17 protein-coding genes are annotated in these 14,761 nt (G+C 65.1%); 5 read left to right on the plus strand and 12 right to left on the minus strand.

Translation table 11 applies throughout. The features are described from left to right. Positions 1-20 precede the first annotated feature (20 nt). The 5 genes from hemB to RHO23_RS16720 all read right to left on the minus strand — a co-directional run bounded on the left by hemB (position 21) and on the right by RHO23_RS16720 (position 5,363). Complete coding sequence (gene hemB / locus RHO23_RS16700) at positions 21-1,004, minus strand: porphobilinogen synthase (protein WP_070923017.1); 984 nt, start codon at positions 1,002-1,004, stop codon at positions 21-23. A 51-nt stretch (positions 1,005-1,055) separates the two neighbouring features. Then, positions 1,056-2,705, minus strand: a complete 1,650-nt coding sequence (locus RHO23_RS16705) for a uroporphyrinogen-III synthase (protein WP_057967841.1) — start codon at positions 2,703-2,705, stop codon at positions 1,056-1,058. Between the two features lie 31 nt (positions 2,706-2,736). Further along, the gene (hemC, locus tag RHO23_RS16710; RefSeq protein WP_057964862.1) at positions 2,737-3,660 is read right to left on the minus strand and encodes a hydroxymethylbilane synthase; all 924 of its coding nucleotides are present in this window, start codon (positions 3,658-3,660) and stop codon (positions 2,737-2,739) included. Beyond that, a complete protein-coding gene (locus RHO23_RS16715) occupies positions 3,657-4,997 on the minus strand; it encodes a glutamyl-tRNA reductase (RefSeq protein WP_057964863.1) in 1,341 nt (446 codons plus the stop codon). Before RHO23_RS16715 ends, hemC begins: the two co-directional genes overlap by 4 nt. A gap of 111 nt (positions 4,998-5,108) precedes the next feature. Next, a complete protein-coding gene (locus RHO23_RS16720) occupies positions 5,109-5,363 on the minus strand; it encodes a glutaredoxin family protein (protein WP_030096502.1) in 255 nt (84 codons plus the stop codon). A 98-nt stretch (positions 5,364-5,461) separates the two neighbouring features. On the opposite strand from RHO23_RS16720, the gene RHO23_RS16725 reads away from it, so the two are divergent. Together RHO23_RS16725 and RHO23_RS16730 are read left to right on the plus strand one after the other, a co-directional pair. Continuing rightward, a complete protein-coding gene (locus RHO23_RS16725) occupies positions 5,462-6,385 on the plus strand; it encodes an HAD family hydrolase (protein ID WP_057967840.1) in 924 nt (307 codons plus the stop codon). An 85-nt stretch (positions 6,386-6,470) separates the two neighbouring features. Then, the gene (locus tag RHO23_RS16730; protein ID WP_057967839.1) at positions 6,471-6,938 is read left to right on the plus strand and encodes an FAS1-like dehydratase domain-containing protein; all 468 of its coding nucleotides are present in this window, start codon (positions 6,471-6,473) and stop codon (positions 6,936-6,938) included. Here RHO23_RS16730 and RHO23_RS16735 read toward each other — a convergent pair. Continuing rightward, complete coding sequence (locus RHO23_RS16735) at positions 6,935-7,939, minus strand: AraC family transcriptional regulator (protein WP_057967838.1); 1,005 nt, start codon at positions 7,937-7,939, stop codon at positions 6,935-6,937. The genes RHO23_RS16730 and RHO23_RS16735 overlap by 4 nt on opposite strands. A 109-nt stretch (positions 7,940-8,048) precedes the next feature. Here RHO23_RS16735 and RHO23_RS16740 point away from each other — a divergent pair, with 109 nt between their 5' ends. The 3 genes from RHO23_RS16740 to RHO23_RS16750 are packed head-to-tail and all read left to right on the plus strand — an operon-like array spanning position 8,049 to position 10,115. Continuing rightward, positions 8,049-9,482: a DUF1254 domain-containing protein gene (locus RHO23_RS16740; protein ID WP_057967893.1), complete on the plus strand. Its 1,434-nt coding sequence runs from the start codon at positions 8,049-8,051 to the stop codon at positions 9,480-9,482. 10 nt (positions 9,483-9,492) lie between these two features. After that, the gene (locus RHO23_RS16745) at positions 9,493-9,837 is read left to right on the plus strand and encodes a heme-binding protein (protein WP_057967892.1); all 345 of its coding nucleotides are present in this window, start codon (positions 9,493-9,495) and stop codon (positions 9,835-9,837) included. Then, a complete protein-coding gene (locus tag RHO23_RS16750; protein ID WP_057967837.1) occupies positions 9,834-10,115 on the plus strand; it encodes a hypothetical protein in 282 nt (93 codons plus the stop codon). Before RHO23_RS16745 ends, RHO23_RS16750 begins: the two co-directional genes overlap by 4 nt. 10 nt (positions 10,116-10,125) lie before the next feature. Here RHO23_RS16750 and RHO23_RS16755 read toward each other — a convergent pair whose 3' ends face one another. The 6 genes from RHO23_RS16755 to RHO23_RS16780 form a co-directional block, all read right to left on the minus strand. Then, positions 10,126-10,365 (minus strand): hypothetical protein, encoded by a 240-nt coding sequence (locus tag RHO23_RS16755; protein WP_227465435.1) that lies wholly within the window; start codon positions 10,363-10,365, stop codon positions 10,126-10,128. Further along, a complete protein-coding gene (locus RHO23_RS16760; RefSeq protein WP_070920928.1) occupies positions 10,362-10,964 on the minus strand; it encodes a DUF4352 domain-containing protein in 603 nt (200 codons plus the stop codon). The genes RHO23_RS16755 and RHO23_RS16760 overlap by 4 nt, the downstream gene beginning before the upstream one ends. A 339-nt stretch (positions 10,965-11,303) precedes the next feature. Beyond that, positions 11,304-12,233 (minus strand): NAD(P)H-dependent flavin oxidoreductase, encoded by a 930-nt coding sequence (locus RHO23_RS16765; protein ID WP_423488060.1) that lies wholly within the window; start codon positions 12,231-12,233, stop codon positions 11,304-11,306. A gap of 92 nt (positions 12,234-12,325) precedes the next feature. Continuing rightward, the gene (locus tag RHO23_RS16770; RefSeq protein WP_070923018.1) at positions 12,326-13,399 is read right to left on the minus strand and encodes a lysophospholipid acyltransferase family protein; all 1,074 of its coding nucleotides are present in this window, start codon (positions 13,397-13,399) and stop codon (positions 12,326-12,328) included. Positions 13,400-13,421: 22 nt separating this feature from the next. Then, complete coding sequence (locus RHO23_RS16775) at positions 13,422-14,486, minus strand: SDR family oxidoreductase (RefSeq protein ID WP_057967833.1); 1,065 nt, start codon at positions 14,484-14,486, stop codon at positions 13,422-13,424. 63 nt (positions 14,487-14,549) lie between these two features. Next, on the minus strand, positions 14,550-14,651 hold the full coding sequence (locus RHO23_RS16780; protein WP_003402602.1) for a 30S ribosomal protein bS22: 102 nt from the start codon (positions 14,649-14,651) through the stop codon (positions 14,550-14,552). Positions 14,652-14,761 lie beyond the last annotated feature (110 nt).

The following is a 14,761-nucleotide window of genomic DNA, read 5'->3' on the forward strand; positions in this document are numbered from 1 at the left end:
GCAAACCCGGCACTACACCTTTAGTCGGCGAGCCAGCCTGCGACGTCCGCGGCCCAATAGGTCAGCACGATGTCAGCCCCCGCGCGCCGGATCGAGGTCAGCGTCTCCAATGCCATGGCCGGTAAGTCGATCCAATTGTTCTGAGCCGCAGCGCAGATCATCGAATACTCACCCGAGACCTGGTATGCCGCAACCGGCACCGGCGATACGTCGGCCACTTGCCGGAGCACGTCGAGATAGGCCATTGCCGGTTTCACCATGAGGATGTCGGCACCCTCCTCGACATCAAGCTCGGCCTCGCGTAGGGCTTCCCGGCCGTTCGCCACGTCCTGCTGGTAGGTGCGCCGGTCTCCCTGCAGTGACGAGCCCACCGCCTCGCGGAACGGCCCATAGAAAGCCGAAGCGTACTTGGCGGCATACGCCAAAATGATGACGTCGGTGTGCCCGGCGGCGTCCAGTCCGTCGCGAATGGCGGCCACCTGACCGTCCATCATGCCGCTCGGACCCACCACATGCGCACCCGAATTGGCCTGCGCTACCGCCATATCCGCGTACTGCTTGAGTGTCACGTCATTGTCGACCCGGCCCGCGGCATCCAGCACCCCGCAGTGGCCGTGATCGGTGAACTCGTCGAGGCAGGTATCGGCCATCAGCACCGTGGAGTTGCCGAGGTCGGCGGCCAGGGTCGACAGTGCCCGGTTGAGGATGCCCTGCGGATCCAGCCCGGCGCTACCGGTGGCGTCCTTGTCCTTCTCCTTGGGAACTCCGAACAACATGAGTCCGCCGACACCGGCCTTCACCGCGTCCTCGGCGGCCCGGCGCAAGGATTCGATGCTGTGCTGCACCACGCCCGGCATGGACGCGATGGGGCGTGACTCGGTAACGCCGTCTGCCACGAACATCGGCAGCACCAACTGCCGCGGTGCCAGCGTCGTCTCTGCCACCAGCCGACGGATCGCCGGGGTGGACCTCAGCCGACGCGGACGCTGATAAGGAAACGACACCGCAATGGCCTCCGCTATCTGTCCGCTGCTTCTCCGGCTATCTCTCCGCTACTAGCGCCGACGGCTCTTCTTGCGCGGCGGCGGCAGCGCGCCCTCGGTGCGCAACCGCGCGGCATGCTCGGCGAGGGCCTCGACCAGCGGGCCGACGGCGGCGGTCTCCGGCTGCACGTCCACACGCAGCCCGAATTCGATTGCGGTCTCCGCGGTTTTCGGTCCGATGCAGGCCACGATGGTGCGCGCATGCGGCTTCCCGGCGATACCCACCAGATTACGAACCGTCGAGCTCGAGGTGAAGCACACGGCGTCGAATCCACCGGTCTTGATCATCTCGCGGGTCTGCGCCGCGGGCGGCGCCGCACGCACGGTGCGGTACGCGGTCACGTCGTCGATTTCCCAGCCGCGCTCCCGCAGCCCCTCGGCGAGGGTTTCGGTGGCGATGTCGGCGCGAGGCAACAGCACCCGGTTCACCGGGTCGAAAACGTCGTCATAGGGCGGGAACTCGTCGAGCAGACCGAGCGAGGACTGTTCGCCCGCCGGCACCAGCTCGGGGTTGATACCGAACGCGCGCACCTTGTCGGCGGTGGCCTGACCCACGCACGCGATCTTCACACCGGAGAACGCGCGGGCGTCCAAGCCGAATTCGGCGAACTTCTCCCACACCGCACGCACCGCATTGGTGGAGGTGAACACCACCCACTGGTAGCGACCGTCGACCAAGCCCTTGACGGCCCTTTCCATCTGAGCCGGGCTGCGGGGAGGCTCGACGGCGATGGTGGGCACCTCGACCGGCAGAGCGCCGTAGCCGACCAGCTTGTCGCTCATCTCGCCGGCCTGATCCTTGGTGCGCGGAACCAGCACGGTCCAGCCGTACAGTGCGCGGCTCTCCCACCAGTTCAGCTTCGAGCGACCACCGACCACGCGGCCGATCGTCAGCACCAGGGCGCCGGTCATCGGTCCGTGCGGATCGTTGGCGTCCACCGGGACACCGTCGATCAGTGAGGCCAGCGTGGTCTCCACGGTCCGCTGTGCGCAGGTGGTGCCCTGCGCGGTGACCGCGACCAGAGTCTGGTCGGACAAACCGTGCTCGATGAGCGCCTTGGCGGCATCGGGCACATGCGTGGGGGTGGCGTGCAGGATCAGCGGACCCGGAGCAGCGGCCAGCGCCGCCCAGTCCACATCACCGCGCACATCGGCGACGGTGTGCGCAGAGCCCGGAGGCAGACCGGCGTAGGCGGGCACCGCGGTGCTCGACGACAGCCCGGGCAGAATCTCGAAGGCGACCTGGGTACGGGTGACCGCGGTGACCTCGGCCAGCACCGAATCGATCGAGAGCGGATCGCCGGCGACCAGCCGCACGACGTCCACACCGTTCTTGGCCTCAGCCACCAGGGTCTTGGCGACATCGGCCGGATCACCCAGCGCCGGACGGATGTCGATGGTCAGCGGCGGCTCGACAACGGCCTCGACGTCACTCGACGTGGGCGCCTCATCGTTGCCGGTCGCGGGCTTGGCGGGCGCGGGTTCAGGAAGCTCGACCGCAGACCCGACGAGATCGAGCACCGCTTGCGGCACATCGGGGTCGGTGAACGCGACCGTGGCGCCGGTGAGTACCGCGCGCGCCCGGACGGTCAACAGACCGGGGTCGCCCGGGCCGGAACCAACGAACAGGATGCGCCCTGGCTTCTTGCGCCCTCGGGTCACTACTGCCTCCCATATCGGCGGTTTGCGCCGCCTATTCAGCTGTCATCAGTGCTCGCGCACCGAGATCGAGCAGCTCCCTCGCGACCGCGAGCCCAAGCTCTGCGGCCCGATCGGGGGTGCCAATCCCGGAGGCCCGAATCACGTCAGATCCGTCCAGCGCCGCCGCACATCCGCGCAACGACAGTTCGTCGAAGACGCGGCCATCCTCATCAATCGACTCGACCACCTCGGCGATCGCGCCAACCGGTGCGGTACAGCCCGCCTCCAGCTCGGCAAGCAGAGCCCTTTCGGCAGTCACCGCGGCGCGCGTGTCGGCGTGATCGAGTTCCGCCAGTACAGCCACCAGATCGGTGACCTCACTGCGGCACTCCACCGCCAGCGCTCCCTGAGCCGGCGCGGGCAACACCTGCACCGGTTCCAGTGTCTCGGTGATGCGGTCCAGACGTCCGATACGGGCCAAACCCGCCCGGGCGACTACCACAGCATCAAGATCACCATTGGAGACCCTGCTCAACCTGGTATCCAGGTTGCCTCTTAGGGGGCGAATTTCCAAACCGAGACCCAGTGCTCTAAGCTGCGCGGCCCGCCGCGGGGACGAGGTACCGATCACCGAACCCGTCGGCAACTCCCCCAGCACCAGTCCGTCCCGGGCCACGAGGGCATCCCGATAGTCCTCACGAGGCGGAATGGCGGCGATGACGAAGCGTGGGTCGGCCGCCGTTGGCAAATCTTTGTAGGAATGCACGGCAACATCGACGACGTTATCGGCGATGGCCTCGCGCAGAGCGGCCGTGAAGACCCCCACACCGATTTGCTCGACGGGTGCCGACGACTGGTCCCCGGCCGTCGTCACGATTACCAGCTCTGCCTCGTGTCCTTTGGCGCGCAGCGCATCCCGGATAACCCCGGCTTGAGTCGTCGCTAACAGACTGCCGCGGGTACCAATTCGGATCATCGGCTCTCTTCGTGTAATTCCTTTGTGGCAAGCGGCAATTCGCCGGCCGTGGCCACCGCCTCGACAGTGTGCGGATCAAGCTCGAACAGCTCGCGCAACGCCTCGGCATAACTGTCGCCACCGGGTGCCGACGCCAGCTGCTTCACGCGCACCGTGGGGGCGTGCAACAGCTTGTCGACGACTCGGCGAACTGTCTTGGCGACCTCGTCGCGCTCGGCCCCCGCCAGGCTCGGCAGCCGGCCATCGAGCCGCAGCAGTTCGGCCTCCACCACCTCAGCGGCCCGTTGGCGCAACGCGGTAACCGTCGGGGTGACCTCGGCCATCCGCTCACCGGTCAGATATCGGGCCACCTCGTCGTTGACGATCTGGCGAGCAGCGCCCGCATCATCGGCTGCCGCGCGCGCGGTGGGCTCACGCTGGATGCGCTCCATGTCCACCACGACGACGCCGGGTAGCCCGGCCACCGTCGGATCGACGTCGCGCGGCATGCCCAGATCGCAGAACACGAGTTCACGGCCGCCGCCCAGGGCGCGGTGAACATCGGCCAGTGAGATCACCGGCCGGACCGCTCCGGTACAGGAAACCACCACATCGGCTTGTGCCAGCGCCTGGTCAAGATGGTCCAGGGTGATCGCCTGCGCGTTCACGCCCGCCTCGCGCGCCGTCGCGGCGAGCCGTTGCGCACGCTCGGCACTGCGGTTCACCACCCAGAGGTTGTCGATCCCGGCGCGAATCAGCTGCGCGGTCGCCAGTGAGCCCATCGAACCGGCGCCGACCACGGCGGCGGTACGTCCCGGCAGACCGTCGAGCTTGCCGTCCGCAAGATTCAGGGCCACCGACACCACCGAGGCGCCGGCCGCGTCGATACCGGTCTCCGAATGCACCCGCTTGCCCACGCGCAGCGCGCTTTGAGACAGCTCATGCAATACCCGGCCCACCGCTTGATGCGTTTCGGCGGTGGCATACGCATTGCGCACCTGACCCAACACCTGCTGCTCGCCGATCACCATGGAATCCAGGCCGCTGGCCACCGCGAACAGGTGCTCGACAGCAGCCTCGCTGTACCGGACGTAGGCGTACTTGGTGAGCTCGTTCATGCCCATGCCGGCGTGGCGGGCGATTGCCTCACCGATCACGGTCAGGCCGCCGTGGAAGGCCTCAACCACGGCATATACCTCGACCCGGTTGCAGGTCGAGAGCACCATGACCTCTGTGACCAGGGGCGATTGCAGTATGTGTTCGATGATCTTGGGCTGATCGGCCTCGCCAATCGCCAGCTTCTCCAGCACCGGCACAGGCGCGCTACGGTGCGAGGCTCCGAACAGCAGGACACTCACCGCAGGTCACTCCGCTGACATCTCACTGTCCAGCTCCCTTGCTTTTGGTGAGGCTCGAACTTCATGCACGGTAGCCCGAAAATGGCCACTGGGCAAAATCCAAACAGCCTGTTATCGGTCACGTTTCAGGTCCGCCCGGAGCCGAGGCTCGTCTACTTCCCAATAGCTGTGCTCCTGACCGTCCAGCAGCACCACCGGAAGCCGGTCACCGAACTCCGCTCGCAAAGACGAATCTGTGATCGCGGCCTCATCTACATCGGTGACGGTGAGTGGGACCCCGAACTCGTCGGCCAGGGCCGCCAATTCACGCTGCGCACGCTCGCAGGCAGAGCACCCCACGCGTGTCAGCAGCGTTAGTGACGTCATATGTCAATTCTGCCACCGGGTCCCCCGAGTTCCCGCCACCCTCAGTAGGGTTAAACGGCATTCGGAAACGGCGGACAGGAAGGGCGGTTAAGCCGGTCATGACCAGCCCCCAGATCAACGGCGACCCCCCTACCGAAGGCCCCGCGGAGGACCAGCTGCTGGCCGAAGCGTTCGCCGAAGACGTCGCACGCGCCGCCTCCTTCGCCGAGGCAGACGCCGCGGCGGCCACCGAGCAGCCCACGGGTCCGCCGCCCGCTGATCTGACCGCGGCCGCGTTCTTCGACGTCGACAACACCCTGGTGCATGGCTCCTCGCTGGTGCACTTCGGCCGTGGCCTGGCGCAGCGCGACTATTTCCAGTACTCGGACATGCTTCAGTTCGTCTGGGCGCAGGCGAAGTTCCGGCTGACCGGCCGGGAGAACTCCGACGATGTCGCGGCGGGCCGGCAGAAGGCGCTCTCTTTCATCGAGGGCCGCAGTGTCGACGAACTCGTCACACTCAGCGAGGAGATCTACGACGAGACGCTCGCCGACAAGATCTGGCCCGGCACCAGGGCGCTGACTCAAATGCACCTCGACGCCGGCCAACAGGTGTGGCTCGTCACGGCCACTCCCAAGGAGCTGGCCGAGACCATCGCCCGGCGGCTGGGCCTCACCGGGGCGCTGGGCACCGTCGCAGAATCGGCGGACGGGGTGTTCACCGGCCGGCTGGTCGGCGACATCCTGCACGGGCCGGGCAAGGCGCGGGCCGTGCGCAACCTGGCCATCCGCAACGGGTTGAATCTCAAGCGCTGCACCGCCTACAGCGACAGCATCAACGATGTGCCGATGCTCTCCTTGGTGGGAACCGCGGTGGCCATCAATCCCGATGCCGAGCTGCGGGATGTGGCACGGCGCCGGGGGTGGGAGGTCCGCGACTTCCGTACCGCGCGCAAGGCGGCCCGAATCGGCGTGCCCTCGGCGGTGCTGCTCGGCGCCGCGGGTGGAGCCCTCGCGGCCGCACTGGCCCGTCGTGAGAAGTAATGATCGGCATTACCGCTGCTGATAGGCTCAGCGCCGCTTGAACTGTCTAGATTCGTACCTGACCTGCAGCGAAATGGGTTAATGCATGGCCATCCGCCAAGACATCGTCGGAACGCACTACCGCTACCCCGATTACTTCGAGGTCGGCCGCGAGAAGATGCGTGAATTCGCCGCGGCCATCAAGGACGAGTGCGAGGTGAACTCGGGCGTCGTGGCTCCCATCACCTTCCTGGCGGTCGCGGGCCGGCGGGTGCAGCACAAGATCTTCACCGAGATGGATCTGCCCATCAACGTGGCACGCGTGTTGCACCGCGATCAGAAGCTCAAGTTCCACCGCCCCATCAAGGCAGGCGACCGGCTCTACTTCGATAGCTACCTGGACAGTGTGCTGGAGTCGCACGGCATGGTGACGGCCGAAGTACGGGCCGAGGTGACCGATGCCGACGGTGAACGCGTCGCGACGAGCATCGTGACCATGATCGGCGAGGCCGAGGGCCACGAAACCGACGCGGCTTCCATGGCCGCGAACATCGCCTCACATCGCAAGGCTTAGCGGCCTCGACGGTCCTGCCGATAGGTGCTCGGGGTTGTCCCGAACCAGCGCTTGCAGCTTCGGGTGAACACACTCTGCTCGGCGTAGCCGAGCTGCCTGCTCAGATGATCGAGACTCAGATCGGTATCGGACAGCAGTCGCTCGGCAGCTTCCCGACGGGTTTGGTCGACGAGCTCGGCAAAGGTTGTGCCCTCGGCGCCGAGTCGCCGTTGCAGCGCCTTCGGGTGCACCCCGAGGTGTAAGGCGATGTCCCCCAAACCAATCGCTCCGGTCGGGAGCAGCTGCCGAATAAGGACACGGGCCAGCTGACTGGAATCCGGTTTGCGGTTGGCCTGAGTGCCCGTCAAGTAGTCGACGGCAGTCTGGTGGGCCAGATGATCCTTGGGCAACGACTTCTGCATGTCGGTGGCCCGCAGGGTGAAACCACCGACAGGCTCGCAGAAGAACGGTGAACAGCCGAAATAGCGCTGATACCCCGCGGCCGCGGTGAGTGCCTGGTGCGGTAGATGAACGGAAACAGGCCGGTAGCCCCCACCCAGGAAGTGATGCAGCACCCGCAGTGTGACACCCAGCGACAGTTCGACTGCCTGCGCCTGCGGAGGGGCGGGGGTCAAGAGATACTCGAACTCGAACCGGCACAGCGACGGATCCCGGTGCGCTGTGACCCGAGCGCCTATCGCCGGACAGTATGCGCCCATGAACTTTTCGAGAATCGCGAAGGCGTCGGCAACTGTGGCCGCCGTGCGCGCCGCCAAACCCACCGGCCCCAGGATCTCGATGCCTTGCCGCCGGGCCAGTCGGCGACCGAAGTCCGGCGCGTTAAGGGCCGCCGCGGTTTCCTCCAGTGCGCGAGCGCCGTTGCGCAGAGAGATGAACCGCTCGTAGGATCCGGCATCTGCCGGTGAAACCCGCGCTCTGCCAAGCAGTTCACTGCCGTCCCCGCCGAGTTCGGCCACCAGCTGGTGATAGTTGGTGAGCGCCGAACCACGGATCACCGACATGTCTCAAACTGTCAAATATTTGTCTTCCAATGTCAAGACAAGCAGGTGGGATGTGCTGCACGATCAACGTTCGGCGAACAAGATCGTCACAACAGGAGAGGGTGAGCCCGTGAAGGTTTGGTGTATGCAGTGGACCAAATTATTGGTCGTGATGAGCACCGTCGCATTGGCGGCGGGACTTACCAGCTGCTCGAAAGAGTCTGGTTCCCAGAAGCTTTCCACCGACGAGGCCAAGTCCATCGCCATGGACGCGTATGTATTTGGCTATGCCCTTGTCACCATGGAGATGACCCGCCGCGTGATGACCAACGTGGAGAAGGTCGAATCTCCGCGCGCCCCAATGGGACAGCTCATGCGGATGCGCGAGTATCCCAACGCGGCCTTTCGCGATGTCACCGCGCCTAATGCCGACACCCTCTACACGAACGCGTTCCTCGACGTTGGCAAGGAACCGTGGATCGTGAGCCTGCCCGATGCCCACGATCGCTATTACCTGCTTCCCATGCTTGACGGGTACACCAATGTCTTCGAGGTGCCCGGCAAACGCACGACAGGCACCGGCCCCCAGACTTATGCGATCACCGGCCCTGGCTGGAAAGGCGAACTGCCCCAAGGAATCAAGGAATACAAGTCACCGACGTCGATCGTGTGGCTACTGGGTCGCATCTACTGCACTGGAACCCCGGAGGATTACGCCGCCGTCCATAAGATGCAGGACGAAATCTCGTTGGTGCCGTTGAGTTCGTACGGCAAGCAGTACACCCCGCCCGCTGGCACCGTAGCTCCGAGCATCGACATGAAAACGCCCGTCCGTGACCAGGTCAACAATCTGAGCACCAAGGCATACTTCGACATGCTGGCCACCCTGATGAAGGACAATCCGCCCACCGAGGCCGACAAGCCGATCGTGGAGAAGATGGCCAAGATCGGCATCGAGGCCGGAAAGCCCTTCGACATCGACAAACTCGGTGCCGACACCGTCAGCGCCCTGCAATCGGTGCCCAAGGAAGCATTCGGCAAGATCATGGCGCACTTCAAGGACGCCGGCGAGAACATCAACGGGTGGGTGTTCACCACCAAGACCGGCGTATACGGCACCGAGTACCTACAGCGCGCAACGGTCGCCGCAATCGGGCTCGGCGCAAACCGGCCCGAGGATGCCGTCTACCCCACCTCGGAGGTCGACAACACCGGGAAACCGTATGACGGGTCACGTCAGTACGTGCTGCACTTCGACAAGGATCAGCTACCACCTGCCGAGGGGTTCTGGTCACTGACGATGTACGACGCGGGAATGTTCTTCGTCGAGAACCCACTGAACCGGTACACACTGAGTCAGCGCAACAACTTCGCGACCAGCCCCGACGGATCGGTGGATCTGTATCTGCAACACGACAATCCCGGACCAGGAAAGGAGTCGAACTGGCTCCCCGCACCCGAGGGAAAGTTCAACCTCATGCTCCGCCTGTACTGGCCGAAGGAAACGCCGCCGTCGATCATTGACGGCACCTGGAAACCACCCGCCGTACAACAAGTCCCGTAAGGAGATGTCCATGAAACTCGTTGCCACAAGCCTATTTACAGCCCTGAGCGCCGCAGCACTCTTCACCGCGGCGGCCGCGAATGCCGAACCCGAGCGTCCGCCGAACTGTACGGCGGCCGACCTCGCTGGAGTCTCGGCGGGCGTCGCCGCCTCCACCTCGAGTTATCTGTACACCCACCCGGAGGTCAACGACTTCTTCACGAGCCTTGCGGGCAAGCCGCACAGCGAGATGCAGAGCGCGGTGAAGGCCTACTTCAGCACCAACCCCGAAGCCGAGAACGATCTGCGCTCCATCCGCCAGCCCGTCGTCGACTTCCGCGAGCGCTGCCAGCTGCCGCAGGAGCGGCAGCCGTGAGGCCCGGTGTAGCCGCGGCAACAGTCGCGGTGGCCTTCGCGGGGCTGCTGCCCATTGCGCTGCCCACGGCCAACGCCGATGTCTGCGTGGGCGGCGGGCGCCGAGTCTCGGTGAGCGGCTGCATGAACGTCGCCGACACCGTGCAGCGATACGCACCTCCGCCCGAGGACTACGCACCCTTGCCGGACGATCCTCCGCCCCCTCCCCCCGCACCGAACGTTCACGCGTGCGTGGGCTACAACGGCCGCTGGGTAAGCGCGAGCGGCTGCAACCCCTGACGGTGAGCGGCTAGCCGTCTTTTCCGAGGCCGGCGATGTAGTCGACAAGAGCCGGATGTAGTCGATGCCGCCGGAAATCGGCGGCTGGGTCGGGCCGCCAGAAGATCGGCAGTTCGTTATCTTCGGCTGCGCGATGACACTTCAGCAGCAAGTCGTCGTTCAGTGGTTCGGCAGCCCGTCGACGCAGCGCCGATTTGAGCTCGTCGGGAAGTGCCTCCCACACCGCTTCCGGCTTCAGATCCACGCTCACTGCGCCAGGCCGCTGTTGCCCATATCGGCCAAACTCAGCTGAGTGCCCGGGGCTGCCGGTGAGTCGCGGAGGATGATCGCCGACGGCTCGGCGCCCTCGGGAATGTCGAACGCGATGGACGCCACGATGCTGTCGCCGGGATCGATATCGGCACCGAGCACAGGCTGAGAGGCGTTCTGGTCCGCATCCACGGTTTGATCACCGGCGACAAGTTGCTGAATGGCCGGCTCGAACCGCTGGCGATCGGTGCCGTCGTTGATCACGCGCACTCCGACCAGAACGTGGCCGCCCTGCGCATTCTCGGGCAGCCCAGGATCGCCCGCGACCAGATACGCCGTGACGTCGGTCACCGCGATGGCTAACTGGCCCGAACGCCCCTGATGCCCGAGGTCGGCCGCTTCGGGCGTCACCGAAGCAACTTCACTGACTGGCATCGATCGAGGGATGCTGATGTTTCTACCGTCGTCGAGACCCAACAGTGTGGCAACCACAATGAAGGTCGCAATAACGCCGCCGAACAGCATCGGCGCTGCAGGAAAATCGCCACCCCGGGAGAAGTGGGCAATGCCACCCTGACCCTCCAGCGAAGGTTGAGTCACAATACTAATCCTCAATTCGGGGTAGCGGTACAACAGCTGAGCGCCCCCGCGATTGACCAAAGGCTAACACTAATAGAGCCTATCGGCACGTCGGTACATTCGTTACCGACGAGGGCCAGTCGTTTGCGAGGAAAGGTCGCCAACGCGGGGCTTCGCACCGATGTGGCTTTGCTGATTTGAGCGCAGCCCAGCAGGCCCCCCGGCACGACGTGCGATGACGGCAGCAAGTGAGCAGCGAGGGCGCCGCACAGACGGGCTAGTTAGCGGTTGGATCTCCGTGGGCACCCCGGACCGCAGGCGGCAATGACGCGGCCGCCCCCACTCGGCGCCGAATCCTCGTCAGCTGTATTGAGCGGCGAGCTTGCCGATCACCGCGGTGAACTCGTCCATGGTGGTGTCGAGAATGTCCCGCACAGACTCGACCGCACCGATGCGCCCGGCCACCTGCCCGCCGAGTGGCACGAAGGTGTCCATATCGCCCCCGAAGTAGAGGTCCAACGGATTCCCGGTTTCCATGAGCGATACCAGATCCCGTCGTTCCATCTCTTCGGTGCGCTCGCTGCGCAAGGCGCGCAGGCCTGGCTTGGTCAGCCTGTTCAGTAGCACGGTGTCGGTCTCGCGCGCAGCGACCACCGCTGCCTTCCAGTTGCCGTGGATGGGTGACTCGGCGGCCGACATCATCCGGGTACCCATCTGCACGCCCTCGGCGCCGAGCGCGAAAGCCGCCGCCATGGATGCACCGTCACAGATACCGCCGGCGGCGATGATCGGAACGTCCACCCGCGAGCGCACCAGTGGCAGCAACACCATGGTCGACGCACCCTTGGGATCCTTGAAACCGCCGCCTTCGACGCCTTCCACCACCAGACCGTCCACTCCCGCGTCGACAGCCTTGAGGGCGGCCGCGAGCGTCGGGACGACATGAAAGACGGTAAGGCCATTGGCCTTGAGGATCCGGGTGTACTTGTTGGGGTCGCCCGCGCTGGTGGTCACGAACGTCACGCCCTGATCGACCACAAACTGCGCGATGGACGGATCTCGCACGAAAGCCTGTGCGATGTTCACCCCGAATGGTTTGTCGGTGAGCTCACGCATGAGGCGAATCTCGCCCTTGATGGCATCGAGCTCGCCCGAGCTTGTTTCGATGATGCCGAGCCCGCCGGCTTCGCAGACGGCGCTGGCCAGCTGGGATCGCGCGATCCAGCCCATCGGAGCCTGCACGATCGGCCGCTCGATACCCAGCAGTTCGGTTACCCGGTTGGTGATCACGCATCGAACTTACGCCGCCCGCGCTGCGCCCCGCGGCGAGGATCTGCGATACGAAACCGCCGGTACACGGCGTATCGGCGTAGAGGGAAGGCCTAGCCGAAGAACATGTTGCGACGACCCGCGAGCAGCCGGTACAGCGTCTGCTGGATGGTCTCGCGGACCTGGTCGGTGACCTCGAATGTCACCATCGGATCGTCAGCCGCCGTCTCGTCGAACCCGTCCGTGGGGATGGGTGTACCGAATTCGATATGCCACTTGGACGGCAGCGGCACCAACCCGACGGGACCTGCCGCCGGGAACAGCGGGGTCACCGGGAAGTAGGGCAGACCGAACAACCGGGCGATCACCTTCAGGTCGGCGATCATCGGGTAGATCTCCTCGGACCCGACGATCGAGCACGGGATGATCGGCGCTCCGGTACGAATGGCTGCCGCGACGAATCCTCCACGGCCGAATCTCTGCAGCTTGTAGCGATCCTTGAACGGCTTACCCAGTCCCTTGTATCCCTCGGGGAACACAGCAGTCAGCTCGCCCGCGGACAGTAGCCGGTGCGCGTCGGCGGTGCACGCCAGCGTATGGCCCGCCTTTCGCGCCAACTGTCCCAGGAACGGTGCATCGAACACCATGTCGGCGGCCAGGTTGCGCAGGGTGCGGTTGCCGGGGCACCGGTCGTGCACGGCCACCGAGAGCATCAGCCCGTCGAGCGGCAGCACACCCGCATGGTTAGCCACAACCAACGCCCCACCGGTCGCGGGAATGTTCTCGACCCCGGTCACGTCCACCCTGAACCATCGGTTGAACAGTGGCCTGAGCAAAGGAAGCAGCAGCGATTCGTTGAGGTGCTCGTCGAATCCGAAATCGTCGACGCTGTAGTCGCCGCCGACTCGGCGGCGAATGAACTCAGCGACGGCGGCAATGTTGGCCGCGAGGGCAGTCAGCGACTCTTCATCGCCCAGAGGGGCGTTGCCCTGTGCCGCGCGAATCTCGTTGAGGTCGTGGATGACTGCGGCGGTATCCGCGGAATCTCCAGCCGGCGCATCGTTGGCCAACGATGACGGATGCCGCCGGCCGGCATCGGCCCGCGCCTCGGCCCGGCGAGCGCGTGCAGCATGGCGTTCCGAATTAACCTGCAGTTGAATGACTTTCGCCTTTGTGTCGCCTGCCATGCTTCTCACCTCCGCCCTATGTCTACGAACTGATCTTCTGCGCGAGAGCCACCGCGCGATCTCCCAATGAGCGTACCCACTCCGGCTCGATTACTGGAGTGATCCCGCGTCCCCGAACGTAGTCACCAAAGGCCCCAACGGTCGTCCACTTGGGCTGATACCCGAGTTCGACCTTCATACGGGTGTTGTCGATCGCGCGCCCATAGGCCAGCCAGTCACGCTGTTCGGAACTCAGCTCGGTGTACCGGGTGCCCTTGGTGAACGACGCAATTCCCGCCACCGCAAACGACGGCACCGGGATGCCGAGTTGCCCGGAACGGCGAACCGCCTGCGACATCATCATCATGCCGTCGGCCGCGATGTTGAAGGTGCCCGCCTTACCTGCCATGGTGGCGCGCTCAAGCGCACCCAGCGCATCCTGCTCATGCAGCAGCTGCAGGCGGGCGTCGCGCCCAAACACGGTGGGCACTAGCGGGCCCGCCAGATAGCGCGCCAACGCGGTGTCCATACCGGGGCCGATCAAGTTGGCCAACCGCAGGATCGTCACCGCCACATCGGGGCGCCGCCGGGCCAGACCGCGGGCATAGCTCTCGATATCAATGCTGTCCCGTGCGAACCCGTCGGACGGTGGACGGCGCGCACCCATCTCCTCGGTGAACATCACCGGATCCCGGGGACCGGCTCCATAGACCTGTGCGGTGGACTTGACGACAACGCGCTGCACTGTGGGCGCCTTCTGGCACGCCGCGAACAGCTGCATCGCACCCATCACGTTCAATTCCTTGAGCGCGGCGCGCCCACCCGAACGCGGCGAGAACGAGGCCGAGGCGGTGTGCACCACCGTGTCGACCTCGCCGTTCCGGATGACCTTCGCGATGAACGGGTTGCGGATATCGGCCCGCACGAACTCTGCCCGCCCCATCCTGCGCAGCAGGTCCTTGCTTGGGGCGACAGCATCTACCGCGATGACACGGTTGATCATCGGGTTCTGCACCAGACGCGCAGCCAGATAACCCCCGAGGAATCGGCTGGCTCCGGTGACCAGCACCACCCGCGGGTAGTGCAGATTGGTCTCACCGGCGCTCACGGACGAAGCCTATCCATCACGGCACCAATGGGCATCCCGAGCGGATGCCCACTAACGCAAGGTTTACTTACCGAGTTTTCTGCGCTGAACCCGAGTGCGGCGAAGCAGCTTGCGGTGCTTCTTCTTGGACATACGCTTACGCCGCTTCTTGATAACTGAACCCATGAACTCCTGCTAACTACTTTGAAATCGTCTTTACCGTGGACGCGTGCACAGCGGCTTTTTCCCAGCCGTACACAAGGCGCCCTAACCCAAAAAGGCTTACGCCAGGGTGC

The sequence above is a fragment of the Mycobacteroides sp. PCS013 genome (assembly GCF_049532645.1).
Taxonomy (GTDB): Bacteria; Actinomycetota; Actinomycetes; order Mycobacteriales; family Mycobacteriaceae; genus Mycobacterium; species Mycobacterium gwanakae.

Coding starts and splice junctions, on each gene's coding strand:
- hemC (WP_057964862.1), bottom strand. CDS start 3,660: ATGATCCGAATTGGTACCCGCGGCAGTCTGTTAGCGACGACTCAAGCC.
- RHO23_RS16720 (WP_030096502.1), bottom strand. CDS start 5,363: ATGACGTCACTAACGCTGCTGACACGCGTGGGGTGCTCTGCCTGCGAG.
- RHO23_RS16725 (WP_057967840.1), top strand. CDS start 5,462: ATGACCAGCCCCCAGATCAACGGCGACCCCCCTACCGAAGGCCCCGCG.
- RHO23_RS16730 (WP_057967839.1), top strand. CDS start 6,471: ATGGCCATCCGCCAAGACATCGTCGGAACGCACTACCGCTACCCCGAT.
- RHO23_RS16735 (WP_057967838.1), bottom strand. CDS start 7,939: ATGTCGGTGATCCGTGGTTCGGCGCTCACCAACTATCACCAGCTGGTG.
- RHO23_RS16745 (WP_057967892.1), top strand. CDS start 9,493: ATGAAACTCGTTGCCACAAGCCTATTTACAGCCCTGAGCGCCGCAGCA.
- RHO23_RS16770 (WP_070923018.1), bottom strand. CDS start 13,399: ATGGCAGGCGACACAAAGGCGAAAGTCATTCAACTGCAGGTTAATTCG.
- RHO23_RS16780 (WP_003402602.1), bottom strand. CDS start 14,651: ATGGGTTCAGTTATCAAGAAGCGGCGTAAGCGTATGTCCAAGAAGAAG.